General features: G+C 43.8%; 20 protein-coding genes and 1 pseudogene. 5 read left to right on the plus strand and 16 right to left on the minus strand.

Translation table 11 applies throughout. The features are described from left to right. The first annotated feature begins 21 nt into the window (after positions 1-21). Positions 22-888 (plus strand): LysR family transcriptional regulator, encoded by an 867-nt coding sequence (locus SB752_RS05245; RefSeq protein WP_410714649.1) that lies wholly within the window; start codon positions 22-24, stop codon positions 886-888. On the opposite strand, the gene SB752_RS05250 is transcribed toward SB752_RS05245, so the two are convergent. The 3 genes and pseudogenes from SB752_RS05250 to SB752_RS05260 all read right to left on the minus strand — a co-directional run bounded on the left by SB752_RS05250 (position 885) and on the right by SB752_RS05260 (position 2,751). Then, positions 885-1,772: a metallophosphoesterase gene (locus SB752_RS05250; RefSeq protein ID WP_410714650.1), complete on the minus strand. Its 888-nt coding sequence runs from the start codon at positions 1,770-1,772 to the stop codon at positions 885-887. The genes SB752_RS05245 and SB752_RS05250 overlap by 4 nt on opposite strands. Further along, on the minus strand, positions 1,741-2,319 hold the full coding sequence (locus SB752_RS05255) for a beta-class carbonic anhydrase (RefSeq protein WP_410714651.1): 579 nt from the start codon (positions 2,317-2,319) through the stop codon (positions 1,741-1,743). Before SB752_RS05255 ends, SB752_RS05250 begins: the two co-directional genes overlap by 32 nt. 93 nt (positions 2,320-2,412) lie before the next feature. Next, a pseudogene (locus SB752_RS05260) lies at positions 2,413-2,751 on the minus strand (winged helix-turn-helix transcriptional regulator). Between the two features lie 315 nt (positions 2,752-3,066). On the opposite strand from SB752_RS05260, the gene SB752_RS05265 reads away from it, so the two are divergent. Beyond that, a complete protein-coding gene (locus SB752_RS05265) occupies positions 3,067-3,315 on the plus strand; it encodes a hypothetical protein (protein ID WP_410714652.1) in 249 nt (82 codons plus the stop codon). Positions 3,316-3,562: 247 nt separating this feature from the next. On the opposite strand, the gene SB752_RS05270 is transcribed toward SB752_RS05265, so the two are convergent. After that, positions 3,563-3,886, minus strand: coding sequence for a hypothetical protein (locus SB752_RS05270; RefSeq protein WP_410714653.1), 324 nt, complete (start codon positions 3,884-3,886; stop codon positions 3,563-3,565). Positions 3,887-4,060: 174 nt separating this feature from the next. On the opposite strand from SB752_RS05270, the gene SB752_RS05275 reads away from it, so the two are divergent. Then, a complete protein-coding gene (locus SB752_RS05275; protein ID WP_410714654.1) occupies positions 4,061-4,327 on the plus strand; it encodes a hypothetical protein in 267 nt (88 codons plus the stop codon). A 28-nt stretch (positions 4,328-4,355) separates the two neighbouring features. Beyond that, positions 4,356-5,045: a YidC/Oxa1 family membrane protein insertase gene (locus SB752_RS05280; RefSeq protein WP_410714655.1), complete on the plus strand. Its 690-nt coding sequence runs from the start codon at positions 4,356-4,358 to the stop codon at positions 5,043-5,045. 686 nt (positions 5,046-5,731) lie between these two features. Here the strand turns inward: SB752_RS05280 and SB752_RS05285 are convergent. The 5 genes from SB752_RS05285 to SB752_RS05305 form a co-directional block, all read right to left on the minus strand. Next, entirely contained in the window at positions 5,732-6,103 is a 372-nt protein-coding gene (locus SB752_RS05285) for a hypothetical protein (protein WP_410714656.1), read from the minus strand. A 232-nt stretch (positions 6,104-6,335) separates the two neighbouring features. Next, positions 6,336-6,866 carry a 3'-5' exonuclease gene (locus SB752_RS05290; protein ID WP_410714657.1) on the minus strand — a complete coding sequence of 177 codons (531 nt, stop codon included), beginning with the start codon at positions 6,864-6,866 and terminating at the stop codon, positions 6,336-6,338. Between the two features lie 145 nt (positions 6,867-7,011). Continuing rightward, positions 7,012-7,215, minus strand: a complete 204-nt coding sequence (locus tag SB752_RS05295) for a hypothetical protein (RefSeq protein WP_410714658.1) — start codon at positions 7,213-7,215, stop codon at positions 7,012-7,014. Positions 7,216-7,237: 22 nt separating this feature from the next. Then, positions 7,238-7,795 (minus strand): hypothetical protein, encoded by a 558-nt coding sequence (locus SB752_RS05300; RefSeq protein WP_410714659.1) that lies wholly within the window; start codon positions 7,793-7,795, stop codon positions 7,238-7,240. Between the two features lie 402 nt (positions 7,796-8,197). Next, complete coding sequence (locus SB752_RS05305) at positions 8,198-8,443, minus strand: cupin domain-containing protein (protein WP_410714660.1); 246 nt, start codon at positions 8,441-8,443, stop codon at positions 8,198-8,200. A 348-nt stretch (positions 8,444-8,791) separates the two neighbouring features. Here SB752_RS05305 and SB752_RS05310 point away from each other — a divergent pair, with 348 nt between their 5' ends. Then, positions 8,792-9,235, plus strand: a complete 444-nt coding sequence (locus SB752_RS05310) for a hypothetical protein (RefSeq protein ID WP_410714661.1) — start codon at positions 8,792-8,794, stop codon at positions 9,233-9,235. A gap of 1,484 nt (positions 9,236-10,719) precedes the next feature. On the opposite strand, the gene SB752_RS05315 is transcribed toward SB752_RS05310, so the two are convergent. From SB752_RS05315 to SB752_RS05345, 7 genes are all read right to left on the minus strand, one after another. Then, complete coding sequence (locus tag SB752_RS05315; RefSeq protein ID WP_213023146.1) at positions 10,720-10,914, minus strand: DUF4177 domain-containing protein; 195 nt, start codon at positions 10,912-10,914, stop codon at positions 10,720-10,722. Between the two features lie 477 nt (positions 10,915-11,391). After that, positions 11,392-11,589: a hypothetical protein gene (locus SB752_RS05320; protein ID WP_410714662.1), complete on the minus strand. Its 198-nt coding sequence runs from the start codon at positions 11,587-11,589 to the stop codon at positions 11,392-11,394. A 312-nt stretch (positions 11,590-11,901) separates the two neighbouring features. Beyond that, the gene (gene spo0A, locus SB752_RS05325; RefSeq protein WP_410714663.1) at positions 11,902-12,690 is read right to left on the minus strand and encodes a sporulation transcription factor Spo0A; all 789 of its coding nucleotides are present in this window, start codon (positions 12,688-12,690) and stop codon (positions 11,902-11,904) included. Between the two features lie 263 nt (positions 12,691-12,953). Next, positions 12,954-14,294 (minus strand): SpoIVB peptidase, encoded by a 1,341-nt coding sequence (gene spoIVB / locus SB752_RS05330; RefSeq protein ID WP_410714664.1) that lies wholly within the window; start codon positions 14,292-14,294, stop codon positions 12,954-12,956. A gap of 150 nt (positions 14,295-14,444) precedes the next feature. Next, positions 14,445-16,169: a DNA repair protein RecN gene (recN, locus tag SB752_RS05335; RefSeq protein WP_410714665.1), complete on the minus strand. Its 1,725-nt coding sequence runs from the start codon at positions 16,167-16,169 to the stop codon at positions 14,445-14,447. Between the two features lie 15 nt (positions 16,170-16,184). After that, positions 16,185-16,634 (minus strand): transcriptional regulator AhrC/ArgR, encoded by a 450-nt coding sequence (ahrC, locus tag SB752_RS05340; protein ID WP_103105365.1) that lies wholly within the window; start codon positions 16,632-16,634, stop codon positions 16,185-16,187. A gap of 5 nt (positions 16,635-16,639) precedes the next feature. Further along, complete coding sequence (locus SB752_RS05345) at positions 16,640-17,497, minus strand: NAD(+)/NADH kinase (RefSeq protein WP_410714666.1); 858 nt, start codon at positions 17,495-17,497, stop codon at positions 16,640-16,642. Positions 17,498-17,589: the final 92 nt, after the last annotated feature.

Genomic DNA, 17,589 nt, shown 5'->3' on the forward strand with positions numbered 1-17,589 from the left:
TTCGATAGGGGGTTGTTTAGCATGGATCAAGAAAGTCTTGAGGTATTTTTAACGATCGCACGGCATGGCTCCATTAATCGTGCAGCACAAGCATTGTTTCTCGCGCAATCTACGTTAACCCATCGCCTCAAGCAACTGGAGAGACGAGTGGGTACCCCATTATTTGTACGTACAGCTTCTGGTGTCAGTCTTACAGGCGAAGGCAGGCGTCTTTTGCCAATCGCTGCTACTATCGTTGAGCAGATGCGGTCATTTACACAACAAAAAGAACAGCCACAGTCAATGAATATCGTAGCTGGCAAAGCTTTTGTCGCCTACGAGCTGCCGCGATTAATCGGCGAATATCGTCAGGCTAATCCCGGTTTTACCTGTTACGTCCGCTCAACACTGTACGAGGAATCCCTTAGTGCACTCCTGACGGGTACCGCGGACATCGCCTTTCTTGGGAGCGAGATGTACCATCCCCATATTCATCAAGAGTTTTTGCCAAGTGACCGCATCTTGTTAGTCATGGCACCCGAGCATCCATGGGTAAACGACTTTCCTGGTTTTTCAAAATGGGGAACCGAGGAAATGATTTTGTTTGGCAATCATACAGCACCGTACCGCCAAAGAATTGACCGCTTTCTCGCTCAGCATGGCGTGTTCCCGAATGCGATCATGGAGCTGGACAGCTTTAGTGCCGTAAAGAAAATGGTCGAACGCCAACTTGGAATCACCATGCTGCCGGAGAGGACGATCCAACACGAATTATCCGAAGGTAGACTTGTCGCACACGATATTGCTCACGGCCAACTGCAGCGCCCCACGTTAATTGCATATTTACATCCAAAAAAAGAGGACGAAGCTTTTCAGCAATTCGTCCAATGGATGAAAGAATCTTATTAAAGTAAGGTTAGTACCGTTAACTCCGGCCGGCAAAAAAACCGAACCGGCAAAATGGTTGTTCCTATTCCTCTGTTTGTATAAACCTGCATAGAATGATTGCCTACACGATACATGCCCTGTACGTATTTACGAGCCAGCTTTGGTGTCAGCAGGTGTCCAATTAAGGGCAGCCTGACCTGACCACCATGGCTGTGTCCTGACAATTGCAGCTGTACAGGATGATTGGCAGCCTCATCAGCAAAATCCGGCTCATGTGCGAGCAAGATCACTGTCTGTCCCTCTGGAATAGCAGTCAGGGCTTGCCGCATGTTAGGGGCGCCATGGAGTACATCATCTACTCCAGCGATATAAAGCTTTTCATCATTTTTGGTAACAGGCACATTCCGATTGTCCAATACCTCAAAACCGGAAGCCGCCCAAGCATTACGTACAGCCATCTGCTCTCTTGCCCGGTAATCATGATTTCCCAGCACTGCGTATTTACCAAGGGGAGCTTGTAGCTGACTAAGAATGGGGACTGCTAGTGCCAGGACTCGCGTATCTTCATCCACCAAGTCACCTGTAAAGCAGATCATATCTGGTTGTTCAGCCATGATCCGATCCACAAGTCGTTGTAGATCTTGTAGCTCCAAAAAATGTCCCAGATGAACATCGCTGAAATGGACCAGCTTGGTTCCTGTGAAGCTCTTTGGCAAACCAGACAACGTGACCGATAGACGCTCTACTTGCAGCGCATCCCGCTCCCAGGCATAGCCATATACACCCGCTCCTATCCCCAGACCGACCAGTCCCCCTACGATTCGTATGACTTTGCGCAAAAAGGACTTGCGTGTGATCGGTTGATAGTGTGGATTAGCCACGAGCTTCCAGATAATCATAGCCATTGACTACGACATCCAGCCTGCCGGTTGCTGGATCAATCAGCAATCCGTGAACAGCGACACTCGGTGGGAGTAGCGGATGATTTTTAATGGTCTCGACACTGCTTTTTACACTGTCATCTACACAATCAAAGCCACGAAGCCATTTATTCAGATTAATACCTGCATGCTGCAGGGTAGACAAAGTCTCTGCATTGACCCCTTTTTCCGTCATTTTTGCCATGGTCTTCTTGCTATCAAGTGCACTCATCCCGCAGTCATAGTGTCCAACAACCATTACTTCCTCTGCGTTCAATTCATAAATTGCAACCATGATACTGCGCATAATACTACCAAACGGGTGGGATACGATTGCTCCTGCACTTTTCACGTGCTTGATATCTCCATTTCGCATGTTCATGGCTTTCGGTAGCAGTTCTTCTAATCGTGTATCCATACATGAGAGCACGACAAGCCGCTTGTCTGGAAATTTTGTCGTCTGATATTTTTCATACTCCTGATTCGCTACAAATTCACGATTGAATGCGAGAATTTCATCTAAATTACGCAATTCGCAACACCTGCCTCACTCAGAGTATTTTCTTTTCTATTTTACATCCTTATCTCAATCCTACAAGCGAACGCGGCACTATTTCTTTCAATTCTATTGATTGTGTATGCCCCATTTGCACATTTCCTCTAAGATTGGCATGAGTGTTTTCCCTCTCGGCGTCAGGGAATATTCTACTTTTGGCGGGATTTGTGGATACTCTTCTCGTTTGAGAACTCCACTTTGCTCTCATTCACTTAATTGTGCACTCAGCATCTTATGAGTAATCTCAGGGATTCGCTTTTTGAGGTCTCCATACCGTAGAATTTCGCTGCTCGCCAGCTGGTACATGATTTTCATTTTCCATTTTCCACCGATAATCGAGAGCGTATAGTCAAAAGGAGCGAATTTTTTCTCCGTCTGTTGTGTATCACTCAGCTGTTCTGAACTCATTTGGTGTTACTCTCCTTTCCGTAAGTATCTCACGAATTAGTGCGTACTATCTTTTGCTTTTCAACCGATTATACTGTTGAGTGTTGCATCATAACAGTCCCCAAACAGTAGAAAGGATGAATCGTATGCCTGCGCCAGATGCTCTCACATTTTACACCGGTGACGTCAGTGAAAATGATATGTACAAGCTCATGATTGGCTCTGTAGTTCCAAGACCAATTGCTTGGGTATCGTCAATGAGCAAGGATGGAATCTTAAATTTGGCTCCATTTAGCTAGCGTCGAGTGGCATTGCAATGAATTTGAGCTCGCAGGTGTGACGCCACGACTCAGTCAAACGAGCGTAGTTCCTGCTGTGCGTGAAGCTCCTATAGCCTTTGAGCTTACACTGGATCGGATTATCCCCGTCGGAACAGATCATCTTGTCCTGGGTATCGTAAAATGCGTTCATATCAACCCACTCGTATACGCAGGCGAGTTTAAAATCGATATCGATGCTTTGCAGCCACTCGCTAGCTTGGCAGGTAATTTCGCTGAGATTAAGCCTGCGTTTTTATTGGGATAACCGATCTTTCACAAATCGAATTATGCTCTGCCTTTTCTTATTTTCCAAAATTCTGCGAAGTACGTAACGATTAGCAGAAGTAGACAAAGCCACCAAAAGCCTGGTTGTATACTATACAAAACGCAGGGCAGAGCGCCCGACCCGATGAGGGTTAGATTGCGGTATCGCGGATATTTCACAGAGAAAAGTGTAATGAGTGATCCGATAATCAATACGATAATAGGGAATTTCTCCACATCCTGCCCTCCTATTCTGGATTGCTGTTCTTTTGTATGTATACTTCTAAGCTTCTGAAGATTAATAGAATCAATTCACAAATAAGCTTCCACAAAATGATCCCCACGATAAAAACAATCACAGCTGTCAGGAAGCCAAGTAAGTAGTTTGTTTCCATTACTGACGTGTACATCCCGTAACTTGACGGCACCCATCTCTCTGTTAGGAAGGCCAGTGCGGCAATTCTGCCAATGACAATTGCATAAAAAGCAATCGGAACCATTCCAACGAAAAATAGCATCCGAATAATTTCCTTTGCTGTTTTTTCTCCAAACTCGAAAAAATTGGCGAACATGTACTTCACTCCCTCTTCTCTCTATTCTTTGACTGTGCATGCCAACGGTGCAACACAAACGCTTGTCTTAGCGTCCGCAATCTCAGTTCTATTCTGAATATGGGTAGGAAGAGAACGAGTATTTGTGGTATCTTTATCATGATAGTGTCCAATTGGTCAATCGGAGGTGAAGCGATGGAATTTTCCTTGGATATGTCGCTATTGCTGCTGGCACTGGGGTTGTCAGGTTATTTAGTCGCTCACCTGTTTAGCGGACCTGCAGCACCCTTTGTACTTCGAGTGCCTTTGCCGTACGAACTGGATTGTCAAAACCACGATAACGGCGCTGTACGTTTGAGCCGCAGACCGAGAATTCTGTTTGTCCGGCGCAAAGCTCCACCAAAGGAATATAGCTGTTCTCTGGATGGCGTAGAGCCGCTCTCCTTCTTGTATTGCTCGTGAGTAGCACGAATACAAGGAGGAATTATGAATGTACTCATTTGTTCAACCGGTTATTGATATTTTAGCGTCACTGCTTCAGGTTTTCTTCCAATTCGCGCAGGATTGGGGGATCGCCATCGTACTTTTTACTTTGTTCGTCAGAGGGCTACTTTTCCCGTTAAGCTTGCGAACAGCTCGCCAAACTGTACTGCAAGGAGTCATACGCCCTGAACTGAAGCTGCTTCAGGAACAATATAAATCAGACCAAACGAAGCTAATGGAAGAAACCATGAATCTTTATAAAAAAGCTGGGGTCAAGCCTTTTTCCATGTTTTCTACAGCAATCGTGCAAATGCCGATTTTCATGGCAATGTACGGCTTGTTTTTTACACATGGCGCGCAAATGTCGTCCTCCTTTATCCCATGGGTGGCTTCCTTTGCTCAGTTTGACCCGTGGCATCTCCTGCCGGCACTAGCTGCTGGACTTACTTTTGTAACGAGTATGATCCCGTTGACTGCGGAAATGGCCACAGACAGCTCGATAGTTACTAGGATGCTAAGCTCGCTTGTTATGGTCGTCGTTTTTCTGATGATTCTCTGGAAGGCCCCCGTTGCCCTGGGGCTTTACTGGACAAGTGGTTCACTCTTTGGACTTCTCGAACGGGGATTTTACCGTTCTCGTCTGGGAAAAAGCGTACTGATGCGAGGAAGCTCTGTTTTGGAAGCGAAGCAGGAATAAGATAGAAATGGTTGAATGAGACCCCTTGTTTATCAAGGGGTTTTCTTGTGCCCCAAAACCTCCAGCCATCTCGTGCTTTTCTCAAAGCTCCAGTACAATATCAAATACTTTACGACTGATTGTATGATGCACATCACTGTTAAAATTAAGCAGTACGGCAACACCAGCTTTTTACTGGGGATCATTGCTACCAGCGAACGGACTGCTAATTGACCTCTGCCATGCTCAATCGTATCAAATCCCTTATACGTATCGACAAACCAAGCCAACCCATAGCTTCGATCCTCGCTTCCTTTCCTCCATTCTTCCGTTACTTTTTTGATATGCTTTGAATACTCATCATCGTATCAGGTGTAATCTTTTTTGGTGTACTTCCTAATTGGGAATAACCAAATCCTTTTGCGTAAATGATTTTGTTCTCATAGGTAATAGACACACTAATCTCGGCAGTATGCTGCTTCTCACATAGTTCATTTATGAAATGAGTGAGTTCGTGTAATTTACTGTTTAAACTTTTTATCCAAAACGACCTCAAATTTCTATCAATTTTTGTAATTTCGTTACTTGTCTCTCTTCAAGTAATACGGGAAAACCCATATTTTGGACACTACCGTTTTCAGCTAGTCGATTCGCTTCACTATCAAAAAAGCTGTCCCCCATATCAGGATCAGCTTTCTAACACCCGCCTATTTAAATCGGCTTTCCGTAACAATCTGTACATATCCGACAGTAGCTGGATCCCCACCCGAACTTTTTCCTACTTGAACATTGTAATATCCATCGATACTACCGAAATCTATATATTTTGGATTCTCCTTTACCGGTTTCGTGCCGTCCTTTACAATCATTCCAACTGCACGCATCGCGATGATCGCATTGTCTGGATATTTGATAGCCTCCACTGGTTTCGCTTCTATCCTCGTTGCAATCCCTTCGATAAACATGATACTGACTGATCCATACGACATTTTATAGGTATGGAGAACGTATGGTGTTTTCTCTTCTGTAGATAATGACGTCCATTCTCCGCTTTCCGAAGCAACAGGTTCCCCTAACAAGGCAGTTACACTAGCTTCCGTATTTCCGGCGTATTTACTTATGAGTATTGAATGCCCTTGAGATACCACATGAAGTTGAAACTAAATCTGTGGTTCCTGGACTGTACATCGGTGAGGTTGCAATTGTTTTTCCTGATTTACCGGTTAGAAAGTATGGATTTGTAAGGGAGTTTTCTCGAGGAGAAGGGAAGCGGTATTAAGTTGATTCGATACTTACTTAAACCCTCATTGATTAAAACTCCAACTTATCAAAAATCTTAACAAAGATTTTAGAGATGTTCCTAGCGTCATCAATTCCACGATGATGAGTCCCATCAAGAGGTATCTTAAGCATATTTAATGCTCGTTCCATTCCAACACCGCGCTCTCTTTCGATCATCTTGCCATGTTGATGCTTAATGCTTATGTGATTACTTAACCAGTGTGTAGGTTTATTATGTAATTCACAATCCATCTTCAATTGATTTTTATCGTAAAACCCCCATGAACATAACCAATAGTCATTGCCAATCCAATTTTTAAAGTCATCGATTGCATTCCCAAAGCTTGGTGCGTTATCAACATCTGCCTGTGAAATGGACGTTAGGTTCTTGCAGAAATCAGATAGCACAGGATTTCGTAGTGGCTTAATAAATGTCTGAAACTCTCCAACTATCTTTAATTTCTTATCAAGTTTAACTGCTCCAATTTCAATTATTTCATTCTGTCTTTTCCTATCGTTCTCCCAGCACGTAGCCTCTAAATCAAAAATTATGTAATTCATTAACGCATCTCCTCATTTGATCAAATTAACATTTCATATGATTTCCTTAATACCACATATGTTCTAATAAAAGCATAGTGTATTTAATTAACGTAAAATCATCATTTACTTCAAGCAGCCCTTTCCAAATTGGGGGATTGTGTTTCTATTCTATGGAGTTGTTATATAACTTCGTTAAAAATTGCCTTATTCCATAAGCAACTTCTGTTTCTCTATCTGACATTAATACAGGCTGGAGGAATTCCTTAGTCAAAAGTAAAACTTTCTCATCCTGACCACCTTCATAATCTTGTTCAACAACTTCAAAGTAGATCGATAGTTCTGTCCAGTCTACACCTTCAAATTCCATGACAGCCCCCAAAAACTTTTAATCAAATCCCCACTTTATTTCTTTTGACTGTCCGATTCTCCCATATGGGCTCGAACTGTAAGGAAGATGATGAAAAATAGCCACTTCCTTGACTTTCCTCAAATATTAGTAAAAGATTTTTCTTATCAGACTTTTTGTATCTATATGCCAACATAACACTTTTATCAATAGTTTTAGACTCGTAATCTTCACCAAAGACGGATACTATCTCTTCTTTAGTAACTGGTTCAATGCCTGAGACAATAAGAGTAATTTGATATTTTTCTGGTTCTGGTGATTCAATCACCTTTGACCCTTTTGAAATTCTATAACCAAAACCATTATCACCTTTAAGATAAACATTATTAACTAGGTCTGCCTCAGTTTTGTTAAGTCTATTAAATACTTCTTCTTTTAATGTTCCCAAAGGTAGGCCGCCACCTAAATCCAAATCATCTAAACTTTCTTGTATATTGACTAGGCGTTCAATTCCATTAGATGGTGGTGATTTTTCGCTGGTCTTAGAGCATCCTATTATAGAAGCCAAAAGTATGATCATGACTCCGATAATTATTGGCATCGAAAATATCCTTAATCTCATTGACTATATTCCCCTCATAACCTATCTCGAATTTAATTCCGAATCAAATGCCAATTTGATTTACTTTTTCTTCAAGTCATCTAGAAGTTCAATTATCTTATTGTTCTGATCAATTTGCGTGACGATATTAGAGTTTAGTTTTCTAAGGGCGTCATATATGCTCAGGAGTCCAGCAATCAATAAAACTCCAAATAATAATTCCATACTCGAATTATCCCTCCTAATAATAACGATATTTCATTTCTGTGCCTAGGAATCCGTCTTTCGTGGCAACTAAAAACCCTCCAGACCGACAACGGAAAGCCTATCCTTTCAGACAGGCTTTCCTCATTATCACGAGGGGTCCATACACATTTCCATCATGGTCTTCCATATTACACATTAGCTTTCATCCACCGGTCCCCAAGGCGTTCCCGTCCAGATGGCAACTGCGGTATCTTTTCCGGGATTTCGAAATGCATGGGGCTTGGTGCTATCAAAATAAATACTGTCGCCTTGCTTCAATACGTATTTTTCATCTCCGATTTTATACTTGGATTTGCTACTAGACACATGAAATATTGTGTTAAATGCCTTCCAGCGACAATCCATACAAAAGGCTTCGCTGAGCAAGGTCTTTTTCAGCACGGATTAGCGACCAAATAAGATGGAGGGATAAATACAGTTCCACATGAAAGGATACTACTAGGGCGGTAGTGCCTCCTCAATTCCGGTTTGTTTATTCTTTGTTTATTGCATGATGATATATTGAAGATGCCCATTGTAAAATTATCTCGAAAGGAATTCTTTTTATCCGTTGATGGAACGCCGTATGCGCTGAAAGGCGCCCGTACGGTGTAGGCTCGAATGAAAACCTTCCAACAGAGAAGGAGATAAGTCGAGAATAGCGTAACAACCGTAATACTCACGCCAGGATCTCTAGGTACAGCTGAAAATACAAAGATTACAGGATTAACAGCTGGCACAATCTACAAGGTGACTGTAGATCCAACAGGATCTGCAACTGTATTGTATACACTAGCGAATGGTGAGTTGACTTCAGATGCTACTACAAAAGCAGCACTATCGGGAATGGAGATCATAGGACTAACGAATGGCACAACTTATAAAGTTGAAGAAGTTTTAGTAGGAACTTTAATGAGTGACCCAACAGCTGTAACCGAAGGTTTCTATTGGGGGAATATAACCTTAAGCCTCGATGGAGACACTTTCAAAGGTTTTAATTGGAATAATGTCGTATTTGGTGGAGACTTTTCAGGTTTAGTAGTAAGTGGTGCCCAATCGGTAAGCGATACTGAGGTAATCTTAGTTAGTGTGAACGGCAATATCGTCCGAAATTCAGGCGAAGGAACGATAACCATTAAGGGAGCTGTATTGAGCGGCGGCTCTGATTTAACGGTAAAAATAGCAGTAAATTAGGTGCCTGTCTCCACTAGGTATTTTCGAAAGTGTCCTACCTCACAATAGGTAGGGCACTTTTCTTTTGAGTAATCATTACAAAACTTTATGAAATCTCGCTGCATTTCTTCTCCCTTAACAAGTCAGCAGTATTCTCTTCTCCATCTGATAAATTCATCAAAAAGGAATCCGACATACCTTTTCTTGTTCCATTTCGTATGCTATCTGATCAAATAGCGCAATGTTTTGGCAGCATTCATCATTTTCCCTCTCCCTTCTTACCTAAAATTTCCTCCTTCTGGATGAAATCCTCTGCCATTATGTCATCCCACCAACCAATTGAATTGACGTAGCTTCCACACTTCTCGCAAGTGTACCCGTCCCTGCCGGACCAGCCTGGCTGGCGATGATTGCAGTCTACACACTCGAGTACCATTTTGAGCCCTTTGTCTTCAATCAATTGCAATCACCTCATTTCTCACAATTTCTCTTTTGTTAAATAAACCCTAATTCTTTCAGTATGTCGTGAGCCTGTTTCCCCCGGTCAGCCATTACTTTGGGTGCGCAACCGAGATGGCGTATGCTGTAATTATTCTGATCCGCGTACCAACGCAACGTTGCCTCCGCAGCCTTTGCTCGCTGAATCCAGTACGGTAACGCTTCGCGGGCTTCCGTAATAAAGTGATATCTGCTTCTTCATAATGGCAATCGGGTTTCAGAACAATAACACATTCTGATCTTCCCGGATGCTCCGCATCTTTTTTCCAGATTACAAGTCCCTCATCTTCATCTGCTTCGGGCTCCATGGCCCAGGAGTAGCAGCCTCACACATTGCCATGTCCACTACCGAATCACGCTTGTCCAACTCACGTCCTGCTTGCATACCGTTGCCTCCCTCTCTTATCCGTGGTAAAATTCACCAAACCAATATGGTCGGAGTTGATTTTCCTTGAAGAAAGAACCTTTGTCACTTTGGTCGGTTTTCTTACTATTTTTCTTTGGAACAATTTCGTTGATTGTTCTATATGCTTGGTTTACAGGGCAGTGATTCACAAGTTATGTTTTGTTAAGCATGAGCACCTCTCAGTCCAATCCAATCCAATCAAATCACCGTTTTATTCTTTAAATCTGGAAGGCTTTTCTACGTAACTTTCAAGAACATAACCACAATTCGTACAAATTCGGTGGATTAGAACTGATCCAAGACCAAAGAACTTTTCAAACGGTGCTACTATAGCGTGTCCTGCCTGCCTACCTCTGCCTATTTCTGTACACCCACACTTTGGACATTTATCAATTAGATTTTCCATAAATGTACCTCTCTAAAATCAATTATTCATTTCCATCTATAGTCGATTTACTGTCAGTAACTCAGGTTGAACAAACCAACTTACCTTTGAAATAAACAGTTCTATCTACGCTATTACAGAAAACGCATGAAGGCTGATATTTCTTTAAGATCATCATTCCCCCATTAACGTAGATTTTTTCATATCTTCATTTCATTACTTCTTTCTTTTAAATACTGTAAGAACATCTCTAGTAGTTCCTTGAGACTGACTAGTATCAAAACAAGAAATTAGTTCCCATCCCTCATTGCCCATTTTATTTAACGTCAACTCAAATTCTTCAGTATCCAACTTTCCTCCAAGGAATCCTCTTGTTTGAAACTTGATTGTTTTATACTCCCATCTTTCCATAATAACCACCTTCTTTTTGACTTTTAAAAAAACCATCTTTTAACCGATTGGTCCAAAGTATTGAATGACCAGTACCAGAAGATTGAGCCTTCAATGGCCCTTGAAGAATCTCCGATAACTAACAGGCTTGAGTAGAAGCCCGCCATGATGCTAAATCCGACTGCAAATAGTCTAAGAATCCTAATTACTCCATTTTCAGAATCAAAATCTTCTTATAAGATTATTCACATCTTGTATTTTCTCTAATATGTCTTCTTTCTTGTCTCGATTTAGCGTGTACACCTAAATCGCTGTGCCATTTGTAACCCCATTGGTCATTATCTAAATTGGTAAAAAGTGCTGAGTCAACTAATCTTCTAGATAAAACTAGTTCTCCATTATTTCGCATCAAATAAAAGTTGTGCTCTTTTGGACTAAATTCCGAATACTTATTATCTGGAATACGTTGAATCTATTCTTTGCTTGATTAAAAAAATATCATCCGCCAATAACGCCTTGCCATCTTCCCTTATGTAAATCTTTTCTATATCGAATCAAACCTATAATACTCACAATTAATCCAATCAAAAATATAAAACCGATATCATAAATAAAGAATGAAACAATTGCTGAATAAAAACCAGTTAGGCAGAAACTGTTAAATTTCCTTTTCTTTTCAACTGTTACTTCTTGCACTGACACCACTCACTTCTGAATGAAATTAGACTTTGGTTTACCTTCTTGAGCCAAACACAGGTAAGTTATATACGATATTTACTCATTCCAATTATACCAAATATTACATGTACGTTCGCATAACGCTGGTGAAATTAAATGTCGGTCATAAAAAATACCACTCCTTTATCGGCTTCTGAGAAGACCAATAAACAAGTGGAATTTGTTTGCTTGTCACTTCGATATTTATCGGCTCAAAATGGCCTATTTCAGATATTTATAGCCATCCTTGCAATAGCCCTTGACACGTTCAAACCCTTGTCCTACTCACTCTCAGCTAATCTTCGCCTCAATCCGCAGCTTGTCCGCCACCATGGCGATAAACTCGGAGTTGGTCGGCTTCGCCTTGGTGTTGGAGATGGTGTAGCCAAACAAGCTGGAGATGGAGTCAAGATTACCACGAGACCATGCTACCTCGATAGCGTGGCGTATAGCGCGCTCTACGCGGCTTGCGGTGGTGTTGAACTTTTTGGCAATGTCCGGATACAGCACCTTTGTAATGGAACCGAGTAGCTCCACGTCGTTGTATACCATCGTAATCGCTTCACGCAAATACAAATAACCTTTAATGTGCGCAGGAACTCCAATTTCATGGATGATGCTGGTAATGCTCGCATCGAGATTGCGCCCTCTGATTTGCAGAGTGGATTGAGGCTTAACGGAAGAAACGAAGGATGAGGCCGGCTTGGTCGTAATGATTTGACGGATGCGCTGAGCCAGAACTTCCATGTCAAACGGCTTAAGAATGTAATAAGCTGCACCAAGCTCGACTGCTTTTTTCGTGATTTCTTCCTGTCCAAAGGCAGTAAGCATAATAATTTTCGGCTGTGGGCTCAGACGCATCGCCTGGATTTGCTCCAAAACAGCCAAGCCATCTAAATGTGGCATGATGATGTCAAGAATCAGGACGTCAGGTACCCGATCCTGCAACAAGCGTACTACTTCGTTACCGTTGTATGCCACACCTACTACATTCATGTCATACTGGCTGCTGATGTACTCTTCTAACAGGTTTACAAATTCTCGGTTATCATCTGCCAACAACACTTCAATCTTGCTCAAAGTCGTTCCTCCTAACAAATGGACGGTCTTTTGGAAAGAAGGTGGCAATCTAGAGGTTGAAAATTTCTAAAAGGATAAGTCCATCCCATCTTTTCACTACAAAAATAATTCGACAAACGCATATCCATTCCTGCTAATGACGAAAGATTGAATGATTTAAGTGATATTTCGACAAAGAATACCTTCTTTCATACTACATTCGGCAAAATGGACAAGAAAATGGAAAAAGCCGCCTCGCTTACATGCGTGACGGCCCGTCGTATTCAGGCAGCCTTATCCGGCTTAGCTTTGGACTCGGACTGAGGTGCATTCCGGACATTGATTCCTGCATCCTGCAGCATCCATTCGATGTAACAGCCATAGCCAGACGTTGGATCGTTTACAAACACATGGGTAACTGCACCGACGATCTTCCCTTTTTGAATGATAGGACTACCGCTCATTCCTTGTACAATACCGCCTGTTTTTTCTAAGAGACGACTATCGGTTACTTTGATAATCAGTCCTTTTGTAGCAGGAAAATGCTGCTTGATCACATTCATGATTTCGATATCGAACTCTTCCACCTTCTGCCCATTTACTACGGTCAAAATCTTTGCAGGACCTTCCTCGACCTGCTCCGCAAGTGCAATCGGCAGCGGTTGATTGTAGTAGCTACGTTTAGGCTCGTCCTTCATCTTGCCAAAGATACCAAAGGGAGTATTCTTGGTGATGTTCCCGAGTACTTCGCTCTCATTGTAAAAGCGAGCAAACTTCTCTCCTGGATTCCCACTCTGCCCTTTTTCAATCGATGTAACACTCGCCTGTACGATCTGACCATCTCCAACTACAATGGCTTGTCCAGTATCTACATCTGAAATGACATGCCCCAGCGCTCCGTATGCTTTGGAGCCAGGATCATAAAAAGTAAGCGTCCCGACACCCGCTGCTGAGTCGCGGATGTACAAGCCCATGCGAAACTCATTGTCCTTTTTATCCTTGGTTGGCTTCAAAGTTAGATTCAGCTTTTCCTTACCACGTACGACGAGCAGTTGAACGGGACTGTTCTTCTTTCCTGCCTCATTAATGAGCTTTTTTACATCATTCATGTCATTGATGTATAGATCATTCATTTTAATGATCATGTCGCCTGCATGAATGCCAGCTTGCTCTCCAGGAGAGAATTTGGAAGTCCCGTTGTCCACCAAATGGTGACCAACAACGAGGACACCTGCCGTTTGCAGCTTCACCCCGATTGATTGTCCACCTGGGTACAATCGCAAATCCGGCAATACGTTAACTTTGACAGCTGTCAGCGGAATGTTTCGCCACTTTACCTGTAAATTGGCTTCACCGGCTCGACGCGGCTCAACGGACATGGGCTTACTTAAATCAACGGATACCTCACGTGCCTCTGTCCCATTGACGTGTAAGATGTCGGGATTGCTGTTGATCAGAGTGCCCATGACTGGCATGGAGACGCGCAACTGTTCGAGGGACCCTTCCATGATTCGCAATTCTCGAGGAAAGGATGACAGATCGCGGAACGGGGTGGAACTCACGACAAGCGCCGTGATGAGGAGAACGAGACTTCCCATCCATTTTCTTTTGTTTTGTCGGATCACCAGCAATCACTCCTACCGTTCCCTACCTACACCTAAAAGACACCTCCACCTTGTGTACTTATAATGTTGCCTGCCGATCAACGGATTATGTCAGGAAAATAACCACTTGGGATGCTTTTTGCTTGACAGAAAAAAAACTGTCAACCTGGATTAGTTGACAGTCTTTCTCTCACGACCGAGGAGTATCATCTCGCGTGCATGTTCTTCTGTTTTAGCCGTTACTTCCGCCCCGCTCAGCATTCGAGCCAGCTCGGTAACACGATCATCCTCCGATAATCTGCTCACGATCGTCTTCGTCTCGTACTCACTCATTTCTTTCTTGATCAGAAAATGAGCATCCGCCATCGAGGCGACCTGCGGCAAGTGAGTAATGCACAGCACTTGCCTGCGTCCAGCTACGCGAGCTAGCTTTTCGGCAATGGCCTGAGCCGCTCTGCCGCTCACTCCTGTGTCAACCTCGTCAAAGATCAGTGTTTCGACCTGATCCGTACCTGCCAAAATCGTCTTTATCGCCAGCATCACACGTGACAGCTCACCGCCTGAAGCGATTTTCGCTAGCGGACGCAACGGTTCACCCGGATTCGGCGAGATAAGGAATTCGATCTGGTCCATTCCGTTGGCATCGACTTGCCGTTTGATTCCATCAATTTCGACACCGTCTTCGTCTGGCGTTTGACGTACATCGATGGCAAAACGGGCACGCTCCATATGTAATTCCTTTAGCTGCTGCTCGATCTCCTGTGTCAGCTTGCCTGCACACTCCTGGCGAATCACGGACAATTCCAAAGCTTCAACAGCCAAGTCAGCAGCAAGCTCCGTCAGACGCTTCTCAATCTGCTGAAGCCGGTCTTCATAATGATGCATGTCATCCAGCTCATCCTGAATGGTAGCGGCGTATTCCAAAATATCGTCCACACTTTTCCCGTACTTGCGTTTCAAGAATTGAATCTGGTCCAGTCTACTCTCCACTTCGGCTAATTGCGCCGGCTCGAAGTCCATCTGATAGGAGAGCTGTCGCAATTGATGCACGACATCCTCAATCTGATAATACGCTGTTTGCACGGTTTCAAGGATCGGGGCTAGCTGCTCTTCATAGCCGACAATCCGCTCCAAATCACCCATAGCATGTCCGAGCCAGTCCATGCCCTTTTGATCTCCGTGCAGGGAGCGATAGGCATCCTGCATCGTGGAGTAAACCTTTTCAATGTTCATCCACTTCTTGCGCTGAGCAAGCAGCTTTTCATCCTCGCCGGGCGTCAGTGCCGCTGATTCGATCTCGTTTAACTGATACGCCAGAAGATCAATTCGCTGCACCAGTTCCCGTTCATTGCGTGCCATCCGTTCCAAATCCTGCTTCGTTTTGCGAAAAGCCGAGTACAGCTGAGTGTACTCGTGCTTGGCAGAACCCAATGCCGCTTCGCCGTATGCGTCCAGCCAGTTGATATGCTTGTCGGACTGCATCAGCATATGCGTATCATGCTGCCCATGAACGGTCACCAGCCAAGGTCCTAGCTCGCGCAGCATCGCCAGCGTCACCAGCTGCCCGTTTAAGCGAATAATGCTCTTCCCCTGATTAGAAATGTCCCTGCGCACCACCAGCATGCCATCCTGCTCGATCTGCACGCCTACATTGGTACAAACAGCCAGGGCAGGGTGTCCCGCAGGCAGCTCAAACAGTCCTTCCACTTCCGCACGGGATTCCCCATAGCGAACGAAGTCGGCAGAAGCGCGTCCTCCGAGCAACAGGCCCAACGCATCGATGATGATTGATTTTCCGGCTCCTGTTTCCCCCGTCAGTATATTCAAGCCTTTTTGAAAAGAAACGGTCACTTCTTTAATGATGGCAAAATTTCGGATAGAGAGTTCTACTAGCATCGCAAGCGACCACCTTTACAGCATTTCCATAAAGCGTTTGGTCACTTCATGTGTATTTTCTTTGGAACGACAAATAATCAGGATCGTATTGTCGCCACTGATCGTTCCCATAATTTCTTCCCATGGGAGATTGTCAATCAGCTCGGCAACCGCATTCGCGTGTCCTGAGAGTGTCTTCAATACGATAAAATGGTCAGCTTGATCAATACTGATATACGAATCAACCAGCATGCGTCTCAGCTTTTGTAACGGATTGAACTTTTGTTCAGCAGGCATTGAATACTTATATCGACCATCAGGAAGTGGCACCTTAACCAGATGCAATTCCTTGATGTCTCGGGATACCGTTGCCTGGGTTACGTTAAATCCTGCTCCACGCAGACGCTCCACCAGCTCATCCTGAGTCTCGACCTCTTGATTACTGATGATGTCCCGAATTCGGATATGTCGTTGCCCTTTGTTCATATGGATTACTCCCATTCCCCTTGTAATTTCGTTCGAATTGCCTCGAAAAAGCCACCTTTTTTCCACCTAATTAAAGGAGTAACAAATGGAGACTTTTTGATGTAAATATGGTCGCCACCCTCAAGTCGATAGCCAAACTGTCCATCAATCGATAAGCCCATCTCCTGATGAATCGCATCTACCTCCACGCGAATCACCTGATCGCTGGACAAGACCATCGGACGTGCTGTTAACGAATGCGGAGCAACAGGCGTCAGTAATAGCATGTCCACATTCGGTGCTACAATCGGACCGCCTGCTGACAACGAATACGCAGTCGAGCCAGTCGGTGTTGACACGATTACACCATCACCGCTAAAAGTAGCAACGTAGGCGTCATCCAGATATACCGCGCACTGAATGATGCGACAAAAAGAGCCTTTTGCAATTCCGATGTCATTCATCGCTGTATACGTTCCCAAAGTCGAGCCTTTACGGACCAGGGACGCCTCCAGCATCGCGCGCTCTTCTATATCGTACTTCCCAGAGAGCAAATTATCCACAGCATGCGGCAGGTGCTCCGGTTCGGCTTCTGATAAAAAACCGAGAGTTCCTAAATTAATCCCAAAAATCGGAATTGATCTACCTGCGAGCTGACGAGCAATTCCGAGAAGGGTCCCATCGCCGCCTAAAACGCAGACCAGATCGGCTTCTCTGCCTATTTCTTCAATGGATGCTCCCAAGTCGGAACGTCCAAGATCCGACGCAATATTCTCATCCAAGAAAACGCGTGCGCCCCTGACCTCAATTAAATAGAGCAGCTCTCTTGCGACAATGCGCGCTTCTGGTTTTCCTTTGTTCACGATAATTCCAATTTTTTTCATATGGCCCACCCCAAACTCGTTGGTTGGAAATCCTTATACAAGTATACAACTTTTCTTGCATAAATAAAAAGCCTCGAATGTAATTTTACGCC

This window comes from Brevibacillus sp. SIMBA_040 (assembly GCF_046535075.1).
Lineage (GTDB): Bacteria > Bacillota > Bacilli > Brevibacillales > Brevibacillaceae > Brevibacillus.